This is a genomic window from Streptomyces sp. NBC_00322, assembly GCF_036147535.1.
Classification (GTDB): domain Bacteria; phylum Actinomycetota; class Actinomycetes; order Streptomycetales; family Streptomycetaceae; genus Streptomyces.
Map to the genome: position 1 here is coordinate 1224664 of NZ_CP108019.1, position 18153 is coordinate 1242816.

Annotated in this window: 17 protein-coding genes and 3 pseudogenes; 7 read left to right on the top strand and 13 right to left on the bottom strand. The window is 70.3% G+C overall.

What is annotated here, in order from left to right; translation table 11 throughout:
- Positions 1-36: 36 nt before the first annotated feature.
- The 4 genes from OG905_RS05460 to OG905_RS05475 all read right to left on the bottom strand — a co-directional run bounded on the left by OG905_RS05460 (position 37) and on the right by OG905_RS05475 (position 1915).
- Positions 37-273, bottom strand: a complete 237-nt coding sequence (locus OG905_RS05460; RefSeq protein ID WP_328666460.1) for a hypothetical protein — start codon at positions 271-273, stop codon at positions 37-39.
- A gap of 140 nt (positions 274-413) precedes the next feature.
- Complete coding sequence (locus OG905_RS05465) at positions 414-923, bottom strand: flavodoxin domain-containing protein (RefSeq protein ID WP_328666461.1); 510 nt, start codon at positions 921-923, stop codon at positions 414-416.
- Positions 924-968: 45 nt separating this feature from the next.
- Complete coding sequence (locus OG905_RS05470; protein ID WP_328666462.1) at positions 969-1214, bottom strand: hypothetical protein; 246 nt, start codon at positions 1212-1214, stop codon at positions 969-971.
- Positions 1215-1240: 26 nt separating this feature from the next.
- Positions 1241-1915: a CBS domain-containing protein gene (locus OG905_RS05475; RefSeq protein WP_328666463.1), complete on the bottom strand. Its 675-nt coding sequence runs from the start codon at positions 1913-1915 to the stop codon at positions 1241-1243.
- 354 nt (positions 1916-2269) lie between these two features.
- Here OG905_RS05475 and OG905_RS05480 point away from each other — a divergent pair, with 354 nt between their 5' ends.
- From OG905_RS05480 to OG905_RS05500, 5 genes and pseudogenes are all read left to right on the top strand, one after another.
- On the top strand, positions 2270-2989 hold the full coding sequence (locus tag OG905_RS05480; RefSeq protein ID WP_328666464.1) for a CBS domain-containing protein: 720 nt from the start codon (positions 2270-2272) through the stop codon (positions 2987-2989).
- A 15-nt stretch (positions 2990-3004) separates the two neighbouring features.
- Positions 3005-3286, top strand: coding sequence for a flavodoxin domain-containing protein (locus tag OG905_RS05485; protein ID WP_328666465.1), 282 nt, complete (start codon positions 3005-3007; stop codon positions 3284-3286).
- A gap of 104 nt (positions 3287-3390) precedes the next feature.
- Positions 3391-3855, top strand: coding sequence for a Crp/Fnr family transcriptional regulator (locus tag OG905_RS05490; RefSeq protein ID WP_328666466.1), 465 nt, complete (start codon positions 3391-3393; stop codon positions 3853-3855).
- A 24-nt stretch (positions 3856-3879) separates the two neighbouring features.
- Positions 3880-4133, top strand: a pseudogene (locus tag OG905_RS05495) (nicotinate phosphoribosyltransferase); the annotation flags it as partial.
- Positions 4134-4792: 659 nt separating this feature from the next.
- Positions 4793-6562: a GAF domain-containing protein gene (locus tag OG905_RS05500; protein ID WP_443043897.1), complete on the top strand. Its 1770-nt coding sequence runs from the start codon at positions 4793-4795 to the stop codon at positions 6560-6562.
- A 25-nt stretch (positions 6563-6587) separates the two neighbouring features.
- Here the strand turns inward: OG905_RS05500 and OG905_RS05505 are convergent, their stop codons facing one another.
- Positions 6588-7046, bottom strand: coding sequence for a pyridoxamine 5'-phosphate oxidase family protein (locus OG905_RS05505; RefSeq protein WP_328666467.1), 459 nt, complete (start codon positions 7044-7046; stop codon positions 6588-6590).
- Between the two features lie 327 nt (positions 7047-7373).
- Complete coding sequence (locus OG905_RS05510; protein WP_328666468.1) at positions 7374-7955, bottom strand: Rv1733c family protein; 582 nt, start codon at positions 7953-7955, stop codon at positions 7374-7376.
- A 572-nt stretch (positions 7956-8527) separates the two neighbouring features.
- On the opposite strand from OG905_RS05510, the gene OG905_RS05515 reads away from it, so the two are divergent.
- Positions 8528-9229 (top strand): CBS domain-containing protein, encoded by a 702-nt coding sequence (locus OG905_RS05515; RefSeq protein WP_328666469.1) that lies wholly within the window; start codon positions 8528-8530, stop codon positions 9227-9229.
- Between the two features lie 114 nt (positions 9230-9343).
- Here the strand turns inward: OG905_RS05515 and OG905_RS05520 are convergent, their stop codons facing one another.
- The 6 genes and pseudogenes from OG905_RS05520 to OG905_RS05545 all read right to left on the bottom strand — a co-directional run bounded on the left by OG905_RS05520 (position 9344) and on the right by OG905_RS05545 (position 15278).
- On the bottom strand, positions 9344-11725 hold the full coding sequence (locus tag OG905_RS05520; RefSeq protein ID WP_328666470.1) for a glycoside hydrolase family 65 protein: 2382 nt from the start codon (positions 11723-11725) through the stop codon (positions 9344-9346).
- Between the two features lie 2 nt (positions 11726-11727).
- Positions 11728-12495 (bottom strand): HAD family hydrolase, encoded by a 768-nt coding sequence (locus OG905_RS05525; RefSeq protein WP_328666471.1) that lies wholly within the window; start codon positions 12493-12495, stop codon positions 11728-11730.
- Positions 12492-12650: pseudogene (locus OG905_RS05530) on the bottom strand (type I glyceraldehyde-3-phosphate dehydrogenase); the annotation flags it as partial. The pseudogene OG905_RS05530 and the gene OG905_RS05525, both read right to left, overlap by 4 nt.
- A gap of 43 nt (positions 12651-12693) precedes the next feature.
- Positions 12694-13569 carry a universal stress protein gene (locus OG905_RS05535; RefSeq protein WP_328666472.1) on the bottom strand — a complete coding sequence of 292 codons (876 nt, stop codon included), beginning with the start codon at positions 13567-13569 and terminating at the stop codon, positions 12694-12696.
- Positions 13570-13615: 46 nt separating this feature from the next.
- Positions 13616-14494 (bottom strand): universal stress protein, encoded by an 879-nt coding sequence (locus tag OG905_RS05540; protein ID WP_328666473.1) that lies wholly within the window; start codon positions 14492-14494, stop codon positions 13616-13618.
- Between the two features lie 172 nt (positions 14495-14666).
- The gene (locus OG905_RS05545; protein WP_328666474.1) at positions 14667-15278 is read right to left on the bottom strand and encodes a hypothetical protein; all 612 of its coding nucleotides are present in this window, start codon (positions 15276-15278) and stop codon (positions 14667-14669) included.
- 218 nt (positions 15279-15496) lie between these two features.
- Between OG905_RS05545 and OG905_RS05550 the strand changes: the two genes are divergently transcribed.
- Positions 15497-17218, top strand: coding sequence for a SulP family inorganic anion transporter (locus OG905_RS05550; protein ID WP_328666475.1), 1722 nt, complete (start codon positions 15497-15499; stop codon positions 17216-17218).
- A 221-nt stretch (positions 17219-17439) separates the two neighbouring features.
- Here OG905_RS05550 and OG905_RS05555 read toward each other — a convergent pair.
- A pseudogene (locus tag OG905_RS05555) lies at positions 17440-18153 on the bottom strand (PEP/pyruvate-binding domain-containing protein); the annotation flags it as partial.

Sequence of the window (18153 nt, forward strand, 5' to 3'; positions counted from 1 at the left end):
GGCACTCGCCGGGGCCGGGCGCTCTCAAGCCTCGCGCTACGGTGCGAGGTCCCGACGCGCGAGCAGCACGAACGCCGCGGTCAGCCCGGCCAGACCGACACCTGCCAGTACGCCGAACGAGACCCAGGGGACCGTGCCGCCGGCCAGCGCATCACCCGGTGTGTAGTAGTGGAACGGGCTGACGAAGCGCAATGGCGCCGCCCTGGACCAGGCCAGCGCAACGAAGTTGACGGCGAATCCCACGGATCCGACGGCTATTGTCGCCCCGACCACCTGACCTCTCCTTCGACCCACTGCCGAGCCGGCGAGCGCAAACCCGGTCAGGCAGAGGGCGAAGGCGCAGCCGAGCAGCCCCGCGGAGAAGACGCCAGTGATGCTCGCAGCACCCGACCGACCGGAAGGGCCCCTCCCCGTCACGGGGTGCAAAGCTCCCTGGCAATCCCATCCGCCCAGGTGTCAATGGCCGACCAGTCACGGTGGTCGCCGTACCTGAGGCCCATCAGCCGGAAGATCACTCGCCCGGTGATGGGCAGCTGGCCGGGCTTGATGACACCCGACAGAAGCCGATGGGTCCGGTAGGGGATGTGATCGGGGATGTCGTCGATGATGACCCTTTCCTCCTTGCCGGCCAAGCGCCTCCACGGCCCGCGCATCGCGCCGGGCATCCCCACGCTGAAAATCCACACGGGGCGGACCTGGAACAGATCGCTGTTGCGGTGCACAAAGTCTTTCGCCGCCTCCAGCCAGGCCTGCCCATGGACCGCGCTGCCGAGCACGAACGCCTCGTAGACGTCCTCGACCTCGACCTCGCTCATGGGCCGCACATCGGCCTTCAGGCCCGCCTCGCCGAGGCGTGCCCCGATGCGCTCCGCGATCTCCCGTGTGGAGCCGTGGGCGGTGGCGTATCCCACCAGAACGTTCATGGCTTCGCCTCTCTGTTGTGCCAGGGCGCGGCGTGGCACTGATCTTCAAGAGCGTGCGGCTGACCTCAACGCTGACGCGTGGACCGTTCGAGCGACCAGGAACTCCGAGGCATCGGCGAGGGTGGTGAGTTCGCGCTGGTCATCCTCATCGATGCGGGTTTCGCGCACCTCTGCTCGCGGGAGCGGCGGCGCATCGATGCCGGTGCCTGCACGGAGCACGGATGCGTCGGTTCGCAGCATGGACATCGTCATCCTCCCTGCGGTGGTCGCGAACAACATCTGGTCGACCACGGCGTGCGGAGCCACGTTCGGAGGGCCTATGTGCCGCTGGTGGAACTCGCGGTGTCGTCGGTCCTGTACGCGATGTTTTCCGAGACCGAAACCACGCCGTCCACACTCCGGCACAGCCGCACAATGATCGGGATGAGACTCCTGACATCGACGGAGCCACCGAGCGTGACCTGCCCTTCGCGCACTTCTGCGGTCACCTCCGAAGGGCCGAGGCGCATCGTCGACTGCAGCACATCCCGATTGATCTCATCGCGGATGGCGTCGTCGCGACGCAAGAAGACGCGCAGCAAGTCGCTGCGGCTGAGGATGCCTTGCAGCCTGTCCGCCGCGTCCACCACGGGCAGCCGCTTGACGTTCTGAACTGCCATGAGGCGGGCCGCCTCGACAACGGTCCACTCCGGACGCGCGCAAACGGCCGGAGCCGACATCAGCTCCTCGGCGCAGGCTCCCTCGGCCTTGGCCCGCTCCCACGCCTCCAGATGCGGCATCGGCACCCGACCCGACGGGTCGGACTGGCCGGACGACTTGCGCAGCAGATCGGCCTCGGACACCACACCCATCGGGCGGTCCAGTTCGTCCACGACGGGTACGGCGGTGACATCGTTCTCGGCAAGCAGCCTGACGATCTCCTTGAACGGCGCGTCGCGCCGCACCCGGACAACATTCCGGGTCATGAGCTCTCCGACTGTTCGGTGGTGCATCCGCCCTCCCTTCGGCGTCGTGACAACCAGTCACGGTCACAGATCAAGCCTGTCAGGGGGCCCGGCGTCATCGGATGAGCCGTCCGGTCCCCATTTGGGGCCGATCGGGCCGAGACCGGCCCGTACGGCCCCCGGACTCGGGCTTCTCGACCCATGCGCCAGGACACCGCGCGTGGCACGTTGGGGGTACAGCAACGCCTCGCAGGAGCGCCGCGGCGGGGACGAGGTGCAGGCTCCGGCCTCGCTTCCTACCCCTTGCAGCCTTGTGATCGTTCGTGCGGTCGCCGGACTCCGGACCCCTCGTCCCGCGCAGGTAATTCGCCGCCGCCCTCTCCGCTGAAGGAGGACTGGACGATGAAGCACGACAACGTCGAATCCACGATGACGAGTGACGTCGTCAGGGCCGCCTACGACACCCCCTTCGAGGAGATCGCCCGGCTGCTGTCGCGGCACCAGATCAGCGGCCTTCCCGTTGTCGACGACGACGAGAAGGTCATCGGGGTGATCTCCACGACCGATCTCATGGTCCACCGGTCCGGAGAGGAAGACATTCATCGCGGTTTCAACTGGTCCATGCTCACCTCCAGGGCACGGGTCCGTGAGTCCAAGGCACAGGCTCGCAACGCCGGGCAGCTGATGACCCACCCGGCCGTCACCGTCCCTGCCGACCAGTCGATCGCCGCGGCTGCCCGCATCATGGCCGAGCACCGCATCGAACGACTACCCGTCGTGGACGACGACGACCGACTCGTGGGCATCGTCACGCGACGCGACCTGCTCCAGGTCTTCCTGCGGCCCGACGCCGAGATCCGCCGTGAGGTGATCGACGAGGTTCTGGTGCGGGCGCTCTGGCTCCCGCCCGAGGCAGTCCGCGTCGACGTGCGTGACGGCGTCGTGACCCTGACCGGGCAGCTGCCACGGCGCAGCGACGTACCCGTCGCGCTGCGGATGGCCCGCCAGATCGACGGTGTGATCGCGGTCGTCGACGAGCTGACCTTCAGCGTCACCGACTCGCGAAGTGGGATGTCCGAGGAAGAGTTCTACGGCGACGGCGGCCGGAGGCGCACACTGTAAGGAGAAGTGATCACGATGACTCGCACCGTGCTCGTCGCCTACGGCAGCAAGAAGGGCTCGACGGCAGAGATCGCCCAGTTCATCGCCTCCATCCTGCGCGACGGAGGAGAGGCCGATGCCAGGCGGGCGGCCGAGGTGCGTGACATGCGCTCGTACCAGGCCGTCGTACTCGGAGGCGCGCTCCGCATGGGCGGCACCGGGATGCACGGCACGCGATACCAACGCGGGGCGGAACAGGGCCTGTCGGGCCGCAGAAAGGGCCGCCCGGCCCTTCCCCGGCGCCGATCGCGTGACTGACGCTGAGCACAGACAGCGGCCCCACAGGACAACCGGCGAGTGAGGCCCGGAAGGCTCACCGGTCATCACCGAAGAAGTCGCGCGCTCGAAACGGAGGCCCAGCAATGACCACCCCCTCCCCCACCCGTATGACCGCCGTTCTCTCCCCCGAGCACCGTGCCCGGCTGCTGGGCATCACCCGGGACGTCAAATTCCCTGAAGGGACCCGCATCTTCGAAGAAGGCCGCCGCGCCGACCGGTTCTGGATCATCCAGTCCGGCACTGTCACTCTCGACATCCAAGTTCCGGGACGGCGCCCGGCGGTGATCGAGAACCTGGGCTTCGGTGAACTCGTGGGCTGGTCCTGGCTGTTCCCACCGTATGTGTGGCAGTTCGGCGCCGAGGCCATGACACCCGTACGCGCCCAGGAGTTCGACGCGTCAACGGTGCGAATGATGATGGATGCCGACCCTGCCTTGGGCTCCGCGATCGGAAACTGGGTCGGCAGGGTGCTCGCTCACCGGCTGCATGCCGCCCGTATCCGGCTGCTCGATCTGTACGCGCCTCACGGCAGCGGCATGACCCTGTGACCGGCGTCCGGGAGGCCCGCCATGCTGGAGGAATTCGCCGAGGCCCTCCACCGGCCGGCCCCGGACCTTGAGCCGCTGCTCGGCCTGGGATTCGACGGCGAGGTCCGTGCGGTCCCCGAGGGGCGGCTCGTGTTCGCCGGAGAGCCGCTGTGGAAGTGACCGCGCCTTTGCCGCAGGCCCGGCTCGTCGAGACCTACCTGCTCACTCAGCTGTGCCATCAGACGGCGGTCGCCTCCAAGGCGGCCCGCTGTGTCATAGCCGCCGCGGGGCGGCCCCTGGACCGTGGGCACGATCTCGCCGTGCTCCACCCCGCTGTCCGCCAACGGCACACCAGCCGCCAGGCCTTCACCGACGAGGAAATCCCGGACGACATCCTGGACGGGCTGCGCGGCGCCGCCCTGCTCGAAGACGCCCGGCTGTACGTTCCCGACGCGTGGCACGTGAAGTCCGTGCTGAACCTGGTGCACGACGCCGAGGGGCGTGAAGCGCTCCACCCCGAAGTGCGGGAAGAGATGGCACCCCGCCGTGCGGCGGCAATTTGGCAGCCCCCGTCCGGCACATGGCACGCCGTCATGCGATGGTGAAGCAGCTGCTCGCCGTCGAGGCGCTGGGCTCAACACGGTGGTGTCACGGACACGACCGGGACACTGACGCAGGCGGAGATGACCGTCGTCCAAGTCTGGGACGGGGCGTCATGCACATCGTGTCCGGAGTGGGTTACGAGCCGGCCGCGGGGGTCACGGTCCGCTGATTCTGACCGGTTCGGACGCGCGGACCGGCTCGGCGGCGGATCGCTCGTCGGCCGCACCCTGACCACCCTGCCCTCCGGCACACTTTCAGCGCGCCCGCGGTCGCTGCCCGACGAGACACCCGACCGGTCACAGCCACCAAGCCACAGCTCCCGTGCCGCCGCGCCATCAGGCCCGGTACGGTAGCCATGACCGCCAGAGTCAGCCGTCGGCCCGTCGAGGCACACCCGGAGGGAGCAGCGGTGGGAAGCTCGGAGGACGGCCGCGTACGGCTGCCGCAGCTGAGGCTGGACGAGCTGCTGGAGGAGCTGCAGGCCCGCCTGGACGCGGCGCGTGGCACCCGGGACCGGGTGCACAGCCTGCTGGAGGCCGTGCTGTCGGTCGGGCGGGAGCTGGACCTGGAGCAGGTGCTGCACAGCATCACCGAGGCGGCGGCCGTGCTGGTCGACGCGGAATACGCTGCGCTGGGTGTGATCGCGCCGAGCGGGACGTCTCACTCGCAGTTCCTTACGGTCGGGGTCAGCGACGAGGAGATCGCCGCGATCGGCCCGTACCCGTCCGGGCACGGCATCCTCGGCGAGCTGATCACTAACCCCCTGCCACTACGGCTGCCGAAGATCTCCGAGCACCCTTCGTCGTACGGTTTCCCGCCACATCACCCGCCGATGAACACCTTTCTCGGCGTCCCGATCCGGGTGCGCGACCACGTCTTCGGCAATCTCTATCTGACCGAGAAGCGGGGCGGGGGCCAGTTCGACGAAGAGGACGAGTCCGTCCTGTCCACCTTGGCTGTCGCGGCCGGGGTGGCGATCGACAATGCCCGGCTGTACGAGGAGGCCAAGCAGCGCGAGCGCTGGCTGCACGCGAACGCGGACATCACGCACAGCCTTATGTCGGGCAGTCCCCGCAGCGAGGTTCTCACTCTCATCGCCGAAAGGGCCAGGGAGATCGCGGGCGCCGAACTGGCGGTGGTGGCGCTGCCGATGCCTGACACCGGCACGCTGGCGATCGAGCTGGCGATCGGGTCGAACGCGGACGCCCACCGTGGGCTGGTGCTGCCGGTGGAGGGAAGCCTGAGCGGCGCCGCGTTCTCCGCGGGCGTGCCGGTAACGAGCGCGGATGTCGCCCACGACGAGCGCGTTTCGGCCGGGCCGCCGCGGTTCGCCGGGCTGGGGCCCGCGGTGGCCGTGCCCATTGGCACCGCGGACGGGGTACGAGGAGTGCTGCTGCTGGCCCGCGAGGCGGGGGCGACGGTCTTCGCGGGCGAGGAGATCGACCCCCTGCGGATTTTCGCCGGTCAGGCGGCGGTGGCGATGGAGCTGGCGGAGCGACGCAGCGACGCGGAGCAGATCGCCTTGCTGGAGGACCGCGACCGGATCGCCCGTGACCTGCACGACCTCGCGATCCAACGGCTCTTCGCCACCGGCATGACACTCCAGAGCGCAGGGCGTCTGATCGAGCACTCCCCAGCTTCGGAGCGTGTACTGCGCGCGGTCGACGACCTGGACGAGACCATCAAGATCATCCGCTCGACCATCTTCGGGCTGCGCTCACGCGAGGCGGGGGCTGGCCAGGGCCTGCGGGCACGCGCTGTGCGGGCGGTCGGAGAAGCGGCTCCGGTGCTGGGCTTCGCGCCGAGCCTCCGGATGGAGGGGCTGCTGGACACCGACGTGCCGCGGGAGACTGCCGATCACCTGGTGGCGGTTCTCTCGGAGGCGCTGACCAATGTCTGCCGCCATGCGCACGCCACCCGGACCGACGTGGCCCTTCAGACGGACGGACGGGAAGTGGTACTGACGGTCTCCGACAATGGAGTGGGGCTCCCTCCCGACGGGCGCCGCAGCGGCCTGGCCAACATCTCGGAGCGGGCCCAGCAGCTGGGCGGCGAGCTGGAGTTGACCTGCCCGTCCGGTGGCGGAACCTCGCTGGTCTGGCGCGTCCCAGTACAGATCACCTGAATCCCATTCCCAGGTTCCACCGGGATCACGGGGCGGACTGCCGTTCGTGCGACACGCGCCCGTCCGAACGGAATTCACTGCGGTCCACAACGCGTCCGGTCACCAGCTCGGGACGGATCCGGATGAATACGGCGTCCGGTACCGGCACCCACGAGCGCGGTCCGGTCCGCAGCATCCGTTCCCGCTCCCCCGGGTCAGTGACCAGGATCGCCGGGCCCATGACGACGACACTCCACCCGGTGCCGGCCGCCTCGTCGAACCGGTCCACCTCGAACGCCACCACCGCCTGGCCCACCGCGCGGGCCACACGGGAGGCCGCCGACGTGCACAGCACCACCGAGAAGTCGTGGTCCAGGGAGAAGTTCACCGGCAGGACGGCGGGCAGGGCCCGGTCGGTGTAGACGATGCGGCCGATCGACACCTGCCCCAGCAGACGCAGGCACACCTGCCGGTCGAGCTCTCGGAAGCCGTCGTGGTGGTGCATGGCGTCCATCCTTAGGGCGGTCCGCCCGGATCGAGGTAGGGCACGCAAGGCCTCGCCGATACCTCCCTTTGTCCGGAACTGCGGTTGTACGCTCCCAACGCTCCGGTGTCGGCCGGTGCTTGGGAAGGGGCCGAGAGTCCCTGGCAAGCGGGGCGAACGGCCCGTGCCGGGCGGTGTGAGCAGCAATGTTCACGGATAGAAGCGCCCGCGCGCTTCGGTACCCAAGGCGTGCGGGTGCGAGGTGTGCGGCACGGGCCGTCGTCCTGGGCCGCTCCCGGTCCGCATGCCAGGGCCGGCCGGCCCCCGTCGGGGACCGGCCGGTCCGGATCAGGTGATCCTGCGCCGCCACCCCGGACCGACCTCCCCCCACTCCTTCGCCCACTGGTCCATGCGGATGCGGTCAAGACGCCCGCGTGCGGCACAGCCGGCGGCCACCACCAGGCCACCCCAGGCGCCGAGGGCCAGTGCTCCGGCGGCAACCGCCTGGGCCGCCACCTCCGCACCGGCGACCGGGGGCGTGGTCGCAGTCCCCCAGCGGTCCGTCCAGAACACGACCTTCGACCCGGCACGGCCGCTCGCCTCGACACTCACCGTCGCTGTACGGAGCACGCCGTATCGGTCCCTCCAGCGCACCGGTGCCCGGACTTGCGCCTTCACACCGTCTGCCGTGGGAATCGCCTCTGGCACGGCCTCGGTGAGCACGGCCTGGACGGCGTGGCGTTCCGCCCGATGCCGCTCCTGGATGTGCACGACGGCCAAGCCCGCTGCGAGGGTGACGGCTGCTCCGCCGACCACCGCCAGCACCCATACGGCCAGCACGATCCACGCCTCGACCACGTCGCTGCGGCGCCTGAGCGGGCTGCGCCGCCATCGCCAGAACCTCGTACTCGTACGCCCGTTGCTCCTCATCTTGACTCCACACCCCCTGGTGAGCGGGGACGACGGTGACACTCCGAGCCTGTTCCCGCGAACGGTGGGCGGGCCATTGACGATCGGGCCGTGAAGACCCAACCACCGTGTCCTCCTCCCGCTGTCGCGATCGCCGGGGGTGACATCTGCTCACGCTGCCACGGTGCCCGCGAGGCCAGGAGGGCCGCACAGGCCCAACGTGCTGGCCGAACGTCCCCCTCCGGGAGGAGAGCCGTACACGCGGGTGTCCGTGTACCCGCGACAGCGGCCCGGCCTGAAGAGCCGCGGGCCCCGCACAGCCCGCAGAGGTCTCCGGCACGGCCGACCGGCCCCTTGGCCGAGGACCTTTGTCCCCTTCCGTTCAGCCCGGCGCAGAACGAGGGTGAAAACCCGGACCGTCGGATCCTTCCGGTCCGTCGAGAGGTGGCCAAGGTGATCCGCATCAGGGCCATCGTCCGGCCGACACCCAGCGAGCGACGCCCGCCCCTGGACCGGCACACGCCCTCCGGACGCCCGCTCCCTTATTGAACAGCGCCTCTCGCGGAGGGGCGCAGCAGAGGGATGAGGAAGCCATGAAGCACCGCACCGTCGAAGACCTGATGACCCGCGAAGTGATCCGGACCCGCCCCGACACGCCCTTCAAGGACGTCGCACGGCTGCTCGCCGAGTACGGCGTCACCGCAGTGCCCGTGGTCAACGAGCAGGACAACCCCGTCGGCGTGGTCTCGGAGGCGGACCTGCTCCGGCACGAGGCAGCCCAGCCAGATCCGGGGGGCCGTGCGGCGTCGCTGGGGTTGCGCCCCCGCGACCGCGACCGCGCCGCGGCAGAGACCGCCGAAGGGCTGATGACCTCGCCCGCCGTGACCGCCCGCGCCCAGTGGAGCATCGTCGAGGCGGCCCGGGAAATGACCCGCCGCCAGGTCAAGCGGCTGCCCGTGGTCAACGAGGCCGGACACCTCGTCGGGATCATCAGCCGAAGCGATCTCCTTCGGGTCTTTCTGAGGCAGGACAGCGCGATCCGCGAGGAGATCACCCGAGAGGTCCTGAGGGACACGCTGTCCCTCTCTTCCGAAGAAGTCCAAGTCAGTGTGGTCGACGGTGTGGTGACGCTGACCGGCAGGGTCAGCCAGCACAGCCTCATCCCGATCGTGATGCGGCTGTGCCAGGCCGTCGACGGCGTCGTCACCGTGCACGGGGTTCTCGACTCACCCGGCGACGACGAGTTTGGGGCGGCCAACCCCGACAGTGTCGTCGGATACACCCAGCGCCATTGAAGTCATCGATCGGGGCAGCGGACTCGCCGACGTCGGTTCAGGTGCCGTCGGTGAGCCGGCGGCACGTGGCCGCGGCCTCACTCGGCGGGACGTGGCCGCCGGCGCCGAACATCCCTACCGCTCCCCGGGCAGGCTGAGTGTGCAGGACTCCCCGGGCGCCACCGAGACCGTGCGGTCAGGCAGGGCGATGTCGATCGGTGAGCGGTCGGACTCGGGCACGGTGATCTGCAGCTCCCCCGGGCGCAGCCGGAGCCGGACGCCCCAGTGGCCCTGGTAGCGGATCGCGAAGCCGTACTCCGACAGCTCCGGCAGCGGCACCGGGTTGAGCCACAGCGCGCCGCCCCGGGTCTCGAGGCCGGTCAGTCCTCGTTGCACGAGATCGAGGGTGCCGGCCATGGCGCCGAGATGGATGCCCTCGCCGGTGGTGCCACCCTGCAGATCGGCGATGTCTCCTGCCAGTGCCTCCTGGCAGAACGTCCATGCTTCCGCGCGCCGCACTCTCGCCAGCACCCAGCCGTGCACGAGGCTGCTGAGCGTCGACCCGTGGCTCGTGCGACGCAGGTAGTAGTCGACGCTGCGCTGCCAGATGGTGTCGTCCACCTCGTGGCCGAGCCGACGGAAGAGCCCCTGGAGCTCGCCCGGTGAGAAGAGATAGCCGAGCATCAGCACGTCGGCCTGTTTCGATGCCTGGTAGCGGTTGACCGTGTCGCCCTCGGCCTCCAGGATCCGGTCGAGGCGCCGGATGTCGCCGTAGCGGTCCCGGTAGCGGTCCCAGTCGAGTTCAGCGAGCTCGCCATAGCCGTCGAACTGACTGATCACCCCGGCATGGAAGGGGACGTGCAGCTTGCGGGAGACCTCCTCCCACCTTGCGGGTTCGCCGTCGTCGAGCCCGATGCGCTCGGCCAAGTCCCGGCGGCGCGGTTCCGGGAGAGAGCGCAGCACGTCGAGGGCGCGGGCAAGCACCCAGGCCGCGGTGACATTGGTGTACGTGTTGTCGACAAGGCCTGGTTCCTTCGCCTCGGGATAGGCGTCGTGGTACTCGTCGGGGCCTACGACTCCGCGGATCCGGTAGCGGCCGAGCACCTCGTCGTAGGCGGCGGACGACGCCCAGAACCGGGCGATCTGCAGCAGTATCTCGGCGCCCTTGGTGTGCAGGAACTCCGTGTCGCCGCTCGCCTCGCAGTACTGCCACACGTTGTACGCGATCGCCGATCCGACGTGGTGCTGGAGCCTGGAGTGGTCGGGCAACCAGCGCCCCGAGCGCGGATTGAGATGCAGCTGCTGGGTCTCCTCGCGGCCGTTGCTGCCGCTCTGCCAGGGGTACATGGCCCCGGCTCGTCCCGCGTCGCGGGCTGCGAAGCACGCTCGTTCCAGGCGCCGGTGGCGATAGCTGAGCAGGGCCCGGGAGACCTCGGGGAAGTGGAGGTTCAGATAGGGCAGGACAAACAGTTCGTCCCAGAAGACATGGCCGCGGTACGCCTCGCCGTGCAGTCCCCGGGCCGGGACTCCGACGTCGAGGTCCGCGGTGTGCGGGGAGAGCGTCTGCAGGACGTGGAAGAGGTGGAGCCGCAGGATGGGGCCCGCACTGTTCGGCACGTCGAGTTCGGCGGTGCGCCACAGCTGGCGCCAGGCCGTGCGGTGCGAGGCCAGCAGGGTGTCGAAGTCCGGGGCGCGGCTCACCCGGTCGACGGCGGCGTGCAGCGGGTCGCTGATCGCCCGGTCCTGGGAGGTGTGCAGGGCGACCGTCTTGTCGACGGTGACGGTCCGGCCCGCGGCCAGGGGAAGGCGCAGGACGTGGGCAACCCGCAAGTCTTCGTGGCGGTTGGTGGGCTCGGCCGGGACGTCGGCCACGGTGCGTGCGGCCATGCCGACCCGGATGTCAGAGGTGCTGGTGCGGCAGCGGAGCCACGTGGTGTCCGACGCGGAGGTCCCCGTGTGAACGTGGGTGAGATGACGGCCCGCAAGCTGTCCGTAACGCTCGACGCCGGTGTTGGCAACAGCGCCGTCGAGGGCCGACTCGACCTCAAGCTCCCCGGACCATCCCTCCGCGGTGAACTCGGTGCGCAGCAACGCCAGATGGGGCTGACCCATGTGGACCAGGCGCAGCTGTCGCACCCGGAGGCGCCGGCCGCCCTCGTCCTCGTACCGCAGCGTGCGCACCAGCGTGCCCGCACGCATGTCCAGCGCCTGGTGATGGTCGAGGAGCCTGTGGGTGTCCGGGGAGAGCCAACTCCCGGAGCCCGTACGGAATCGCAGCAGCAGCCAGTTGGGCAGATTGGCCATGTCCTCGTTCTCGACGTGCCGTCCCGCCACTTCCGAGATCAGCCGGTTGTAGCAACCCGCCGCATACGTGCCCGGGTAGTGGACGGAGTCCGCCGTGCACTCGGGGGCCGCGCCACGGGTCGCGAAGTAGCCGTTGCCGAGGGTGCACAGCGACTCGCGCAGGCGCTCGTGTGCCGGGTCGTAGCCTTCGTACTCCCAGGTCCAGTCACGCATCGTCAACCCTTTGGGCAGTCGCTGTCGGTGAGGAGTTCCGCGAGGTCGCGGACCACCACATCCGCGCCGTGCTCGAGCAGTTCAGCACGCGTCTGTGGCGTACGCGCCCGGTCCACGCCGACGACCAGGCCGAAGCCGCCGCGGCGCCCGGCCTCGACTCCGGCCAGAGCGTCCTCGACGACAGCGGTACGGGAGGCGGGGACACCAAGGCGGCCGGCCGCCTCCAGGAACAGCGCGGGGTCGGGTTTCCCGGGCAAGTGCAGGCGCGCCGCCTCACCGCCGTCCACCAGGGCATCGAAGAGGTCCAGCACTCCCGCGTGTTCGAGCAGTTCGCGGGCGTGCCGGGAGGCGGAGGCGGCGGCCAGTGGTACACCGGCGGAGCGCAGGGCACGCAGCAGCCGGACCGTGCCCGGATAGGCGTCGACGCCGTGTTCCCGCAACCGCGCGGTGAACAACCGCTCCTTGCTCCCGGCGACGGCCTGCACCTCCGCGGCGGGCAGCCGCAGCCCGCGGGACTCCAGGAAGGCCGCGGCACCGTCCATCCGTGACTTGCCGTCGACGTACCGCAGATAGTCCTCCCGCACGTCGAAGGGGCGCCGCTGGGCGGGATCGGCGGGCGGGTGATGGCGCAGGTAAGCGTCGAAGGCGGTCTTCCAGGCGGCGGCGTGCAACCGCGCGGAGTCAGTGATCACTCCGTCGGTGTCGAGGACCACGGCCGCCATACCCCGCAGCGCGCGGGGCATGGCGGTCTCGGGCTGTGTCGGATTCATGAGTCGTCGGCCACCAGGGCGGGGAGTTCGAGGAGCCGGTTGCTGCAGCCCCATTCATTGTCGTACCAGGCGAAGACCTTCACCTTCCCGCCGGTCGGCTGGGTCAGGGCGGGGTCGAAGACGCACGAGGCGGGATCCCCGATGACGACGCGGGCGGCGCCGGTGCTGGTCGGAATGATGCCCAGGGCGCTCATGTCGTCACGCCCTTTGCGGTACGACGGCCACGGGGCACACGGAGTGGTGCAGCACCGCGTGGGCGACCCGGCCGAGTTGGAGGCCAAAGTGCCCGTGCCGCCGCTGGGCGCCGACAACCAGCAGATCTGCCGCGGCCGAGGCGTTCATGAGCACCGTGCGGGCGGGACCCTCGGCCGTTGCCCGGTGCAGCTCCACGGTGGGGTGGTCCGCCACGGCTTCGCGTAGCGCCGCTTCGAGGATCTCCGCGGCCTGGTGCTCGTGGTAACGGGCGGCGTCTTTGGCGACCAGAGGATGGTCGGCCGACTCGTGCGCGGGGCAGCGCCACGCCCGGATGGCGTGCAGGGCAGCCCGGCGCCTCTCCGCCTCGCGGAACGCGAAACCCACAGCGGCCGAGCCCTCCGGGGGTTCGTCGACGCCGAGGACGATCCGCCGGTGCGTGCCGTTCTGCGGGTCGTGGTTGCCGCGAATGACGAACACCGGGCAGTCGGCGCGGGCGGCGACTGCCAGGCTGACCGAGCCGAGCAGCATCTCGGCGAGTCCGCTGCGGCCGCGCGAGCCGGTGACGAGGGCGGAGGCGTTGCGGCCCTCGCTCAGCAGGGCGCTCACCGTGTCCTCGGGCAGGATGTCCGTCTGAATCTTGAGGTCGGGGTCGCGACGGCGGGCGCGTTCCGCGGCGGTACCGACGATGTTCTCGGCCATGACCCGCTCCGAGGGACGTCCCAACTCCTGGGCGAGCGCGGCCCCTTCGTACCGCTCCCACATCGACGCGTTCACCAGGCGCAGCGGTACACCCTGCAGGGCTGCTTCGTCGGCCGCCCAGTCAACGGCCCGCAGGCTGGGCTCGGATCCGTCCACGCCAACAACGAGGGGCAGCTCCATTGTCCCCACCTTCTTCCTTCTCATTCGGAGTGCGGACTTCTTGGGCTCAGTCGTGGGGGACCACCGCAACGGGTGAGGTGGCGTGGTGGAGCACGGCATGTGTGACGGGCCCGATGTGGGCGCCGAGCGGCGAACGGCGACTACGGCGGCCGACGACGACCAGGGACGCGTCTCCGGAGGCGTCCACCAGGTGGTTGGCGGGTCTGCCTGACCTCGACCGCTCGACGACCTCGACGGCCGGGAACTTCTGCCGCCACGGGCGCAGTGTCTCGGCCAGGGAGTCCGCCTCGTGGGCAGCCAGTTGGGCGTTCATCCTCGGGTCGGCAGGAAGCCCGTACGCGAAGTAGGGCGGCAGGCTCCAGCAGTGGACGACCTGCAGGGCCGTGGCACGGCGCGCAGCAGCATCGAAGGCGAATTCGATGACCGAGTCGTCCGGGCGCTCGGTATCGAGGCCCAGCACAACGGGCCGGTTCGAGGTGGGACCGGGCGCGCGCTCGTCCTCGGCCTTCTTCTCTGCCCGTACGAGGACGACGGGCCGCTCCGTGTGGGCCACGGTTGCCATGCCGACGGACCCGACCATGAATCCGGCGACGCCGCTCAGGCCGCGGGAGCCCAGGACCAGCAGCTCGGCGCCCCGGGCCTCGTCGGGCAGGACGGCACCGGGCCGGCCGGCGACCTGATCCGCGGTGATCTCCATATCGGGGTGACGGAGCCGCAGCTCGTCGGCCGTCTCGCGGGGAATACGCTCCGCCCAGTGCTGCAGCGTCTCGCCGCCCAGGAGCGGAGCCTGAATGTAGGACTGCGGTTCCCAGACGTTGACGAGCCGAAGCGGCAGACCGCGCAGCCGCGCTTCGCGGGCGGCCCATTCGGCGGCGGCCAGGCTCTCGTTCGAGCCGTCCAGGCCGACGGTGACGGTGCGGGACATGATGCGTACCTCCTGGATGGCGGGCGGATCTGTCGGACGACCGCTTCCAGCGTCGTTGACTCGGCGGGTGTCCTGGAGGGGCCGCAGGTCCCCGGCCCGGGCCGGTCGGCCCATACCTGGGCGACCGGCGACCGGGGACCGGCAGCCCCCTCCTCGGAAGGTGGCACAGGGGTCAGCGCAGCCAGCCGTTGCGGCGTACGAACGGCAGTCGCGCCCAGATCCGGCCGAGCCCCCAGGTCTCGCCCGCGGACGTCAGGGCGAGGGCGACAAGGGCGGCCGCATAGATGACGTGGTACTCCACGACGGGGTTGGTGGACATGCTCGGCGAGCCGTCGGACAGGTGCTGGGCAGGCGGCCACTCCGCGAGCCACATCAGCGCCATCATCGCCGTGCCGGCGAGTGCCGCCAGGCGCAGCGCGGTACCGGTCAGCAGGGCGGCACCGATGCCGAGCAGGCCGAGCATGAACAGCCAGTCCGCCCAGGCGGCACCTGCCCAGTCGTGGAACGTGGACTCCATCGGCCCGGCTGCGACGGAGCTCAGGAAACCCTTGGTCGGCGAACCGCCGTCGGTCCAGCCCTTGCCGGACGGGGTGGCATAGCCCCAGCCGAAGGTCTTGTCGAGAAACGCCCACAGGAAGGCGAAGCCGGTCAGGAGGCGCAAGGCCGCGATGGCGTAGGCCGGCGGGGTCCGTGTTCCGGCGGCCGTCGCGGAGGCGGTCCTGGTCCTGCGCCACGAGGGAAAGTGGAAGACGGGGCGCTTGTGGGGGTGCTCGTGCACAGCCATGGTGGTGTTCCCTTCGGAGGATGCCGGGTCGGTCCTGACATCGCTCACTGTCGTGGCCCGGCGCCCGGGACGCCGGAGGCCGAAGGGCGGTACTGCGGGGGCTGAACGGCCCTGGTTCCGGGGCTCGTTGGGGTACGGAAGCGGATCATGGGGCCGGTCGGCCCTCGCGACTGCGCGGGGGCGGCGGGATGCTGAGGGGCCGCGACGAAAGGAGTCCCATGTCCCAGCGGACCGGTACGGGCGGCCCGAGGTGGCGCCTGGTGCCCGGGATGGCCGTACTCGTGGGATACGAGCGCTCCTGGCTGCGCGGGGACCTGCTGGCCGGGGTGACGGTGGCGGCGTATCTCGTGCCACAGGTCATGGCGTACGCGGGCGTGGCCGGGCTGCCGCCGGTCGCCGGGCTGTGGGCGATCCTTCCCGCACTGGTGCTGTACGCCCTGCTGGGCTCGTCACGGCTGCTTTCGGTCGGCCCCGAGTCGACGACCGCGCTGATGACCGCCGCGGTGGTCGGGCCGCTCGCCGCCGGAGATCCAGGCAGGTATGCCGTGCTGGCGGCTACGCTCGCCGTCGCGGTCGGGCTGCTGTGCCTGGTGGCGTGGGCGGTACGGCTGGGTTTCGTCGCCGATCTGCTGTCGCGGCCGGTCCTGATCGGCTATCTGGCCGGCGTGGCGCTCATCCTGATCGTGGACCAGCTGCCCAAGCTCACCGGGGTACGAACCGAGGGGTCCGGATTCTTCCCCCAGCTCGCCTCCTTCGTACGGCATCTTCCTCAGATCCACGCGGCGACAACCCTCTTCGCCGCGGCCACGCTGATCTTTCTCTTCGCCCTCTCGCGGTACGCCCACGCCGTGCCCGCCCCGCTGCTGGCTCTCGTCCTCTCAACCGCCGCCGTGGCGGCATTCGGCCTCGAGGACCACGGCATCGCGGTGATCGGCGAGATCCCTGCGGGACTCCCCCGGCCCGAGGTACCGGACTTGGGCGAGCTGCCACACCTGCTGCTGCCCGCACTCGGAGTCCTCCTCGTCGCCTACACCGATGTGATCCTCACGGCACGGGCCTTCGCAGGACGCGACGGGGGCCAACGGCTCGACGCCAACCAGGAACTGCTGGCCCTGGGCGCGGCGAACCTCGGCGCCGGCGTCCTGCACGGCTTCCCGGTGAGCAGCAGCGCCAGCCGTACCGCGCTCGCCGATTCGGCGGGCGGCCGCAGCCAGGCGTACTCACTCGTCGCGTGCGCGGCCGTGCTGGCGGTGCTGCTCTTCCTCAGCCCACTTCTGGCGGACACGCCCGTGCCCGTGCTCGGCGCACTGGTCGTCTACGCCGCCGTCCGCATGATCGACCTGGCGGGGTTCCGGCGGCTGGCCTCCTTCCGCCGCCGGGAACTGCTGCTGGCGCTCGGCTGCCTGGCCGGCGTGCTGGCCCTGGACATCCTGTACGGCGTGCTGGTGGCGGTCGGCCTCTCGGTGGCCGAGCTGCTGGCGCGGGTGGCCCGACCGCACGACGCCGTCGAGGGCCTGGTGCCCGGTGTGGCCGGGATGCACGACGTGGACGACTATCCGCAGGCCCGCACCATCCCCGGGCTGCTCGTCTACCGCTACGACTCGCCGCTGTTCTTCGCCAACGCCGAGGACTTCAGACGCCGCGCCCTGGCCTCCGTGGACGAGCAGGAAGGTCACGTCTCGTGGTTCGTCCTCAACACCGAGGCCAATGTGGAGGTGGACATCACCGCGCTGGACGCGGTCGAATCGCTGCGCCACGAACTGACCGGTCGCGGCACCGTCTTCGCACTCGCCCGCGTGAAACAGGAGCTTCGAGAAGATCTGGACGCGTACGGGCTGACCGAATCGGTCGGCCCCGGCCGGATCTTCCCCACGCTGCCGACCGCCGTGGCCGCATACCGGCAGTGGAGCCGCGCCCAGGGGAACGACCAGGCCGAGTGACCGCCCGGCGGGCTGCGCCCGCGAACGCTTGCTCTCCGACGAGTTCACGCCCCGCCCGTTCCGCAGACAAGCCTGATGGCACGGGCTGCTCAGGCCGACCGGCCGTCGATGGCGGCGCGTCCCGCTTCGAGCCGGGCGACCGGGACTCGGAACGGGGAGCAGGACACGTAATCGAGTCCGGCGTCGTGGAAGAAGTGGATGGAGTCCGGGTCACCCCTCACCTGGATGTTGACGGCGGTGCCCAGGTCGTCGGAAATGTGCTCGCGCCTGCGGTAGAGGCGGGCCCGCTCGCCGTTCCAGGAACGGAAGACGGCACGGATCGCCTGGTACAGCTGCTCGACCGGGTCCTGTGGGAACTCCTCACCGGTCGCCTCCCGGATCAGCGTCTTGAACTCGTCGGCCAGCACGGCGAGATCATGCGCGTCGAGCCCGGTGTCGCTCGCCACGCCGCGGTCGGCCCTGTGCCGGGACAGGGCGTCCTCGAACAGCTCCGGGCCGATGCCCAGCACCGTGCGGCCGAACATCTGCAGCAGCCGGCGGTACGAGTCCCAGGCGAACCGCTCCTGTCCGGTGGCCTTGGCGAGTCCGCGTACGGATGCGTTGCTCAGGCCGATGTCGAGGATCGTCTCCATCATGCCGGGCATCGAGAACCTGCTGCCCGAACGCACTGACAGCAGCAACGGGTTGTCGCTCTCGCCCAGCCGCCGGCCGACTCGCCGCTCCAGATCCGCGAGTGCCCGCGCGACCTGCACCCCGAGCTCCACCGGTTCCTCGCCGGCGGCCAAGTACTCACGGCAGGCCTGCGTGGTGACGGTGAACCCAGGAGGCACGGGCAACCCCAGCCGGGTCATCTCGGCCAGGTTGGCGCCCTTGCCGCCCAGCAGGTCCGCCATCTCACGGCTGCCCTCGCCGAATCCGTACACGTACTGCCTCAT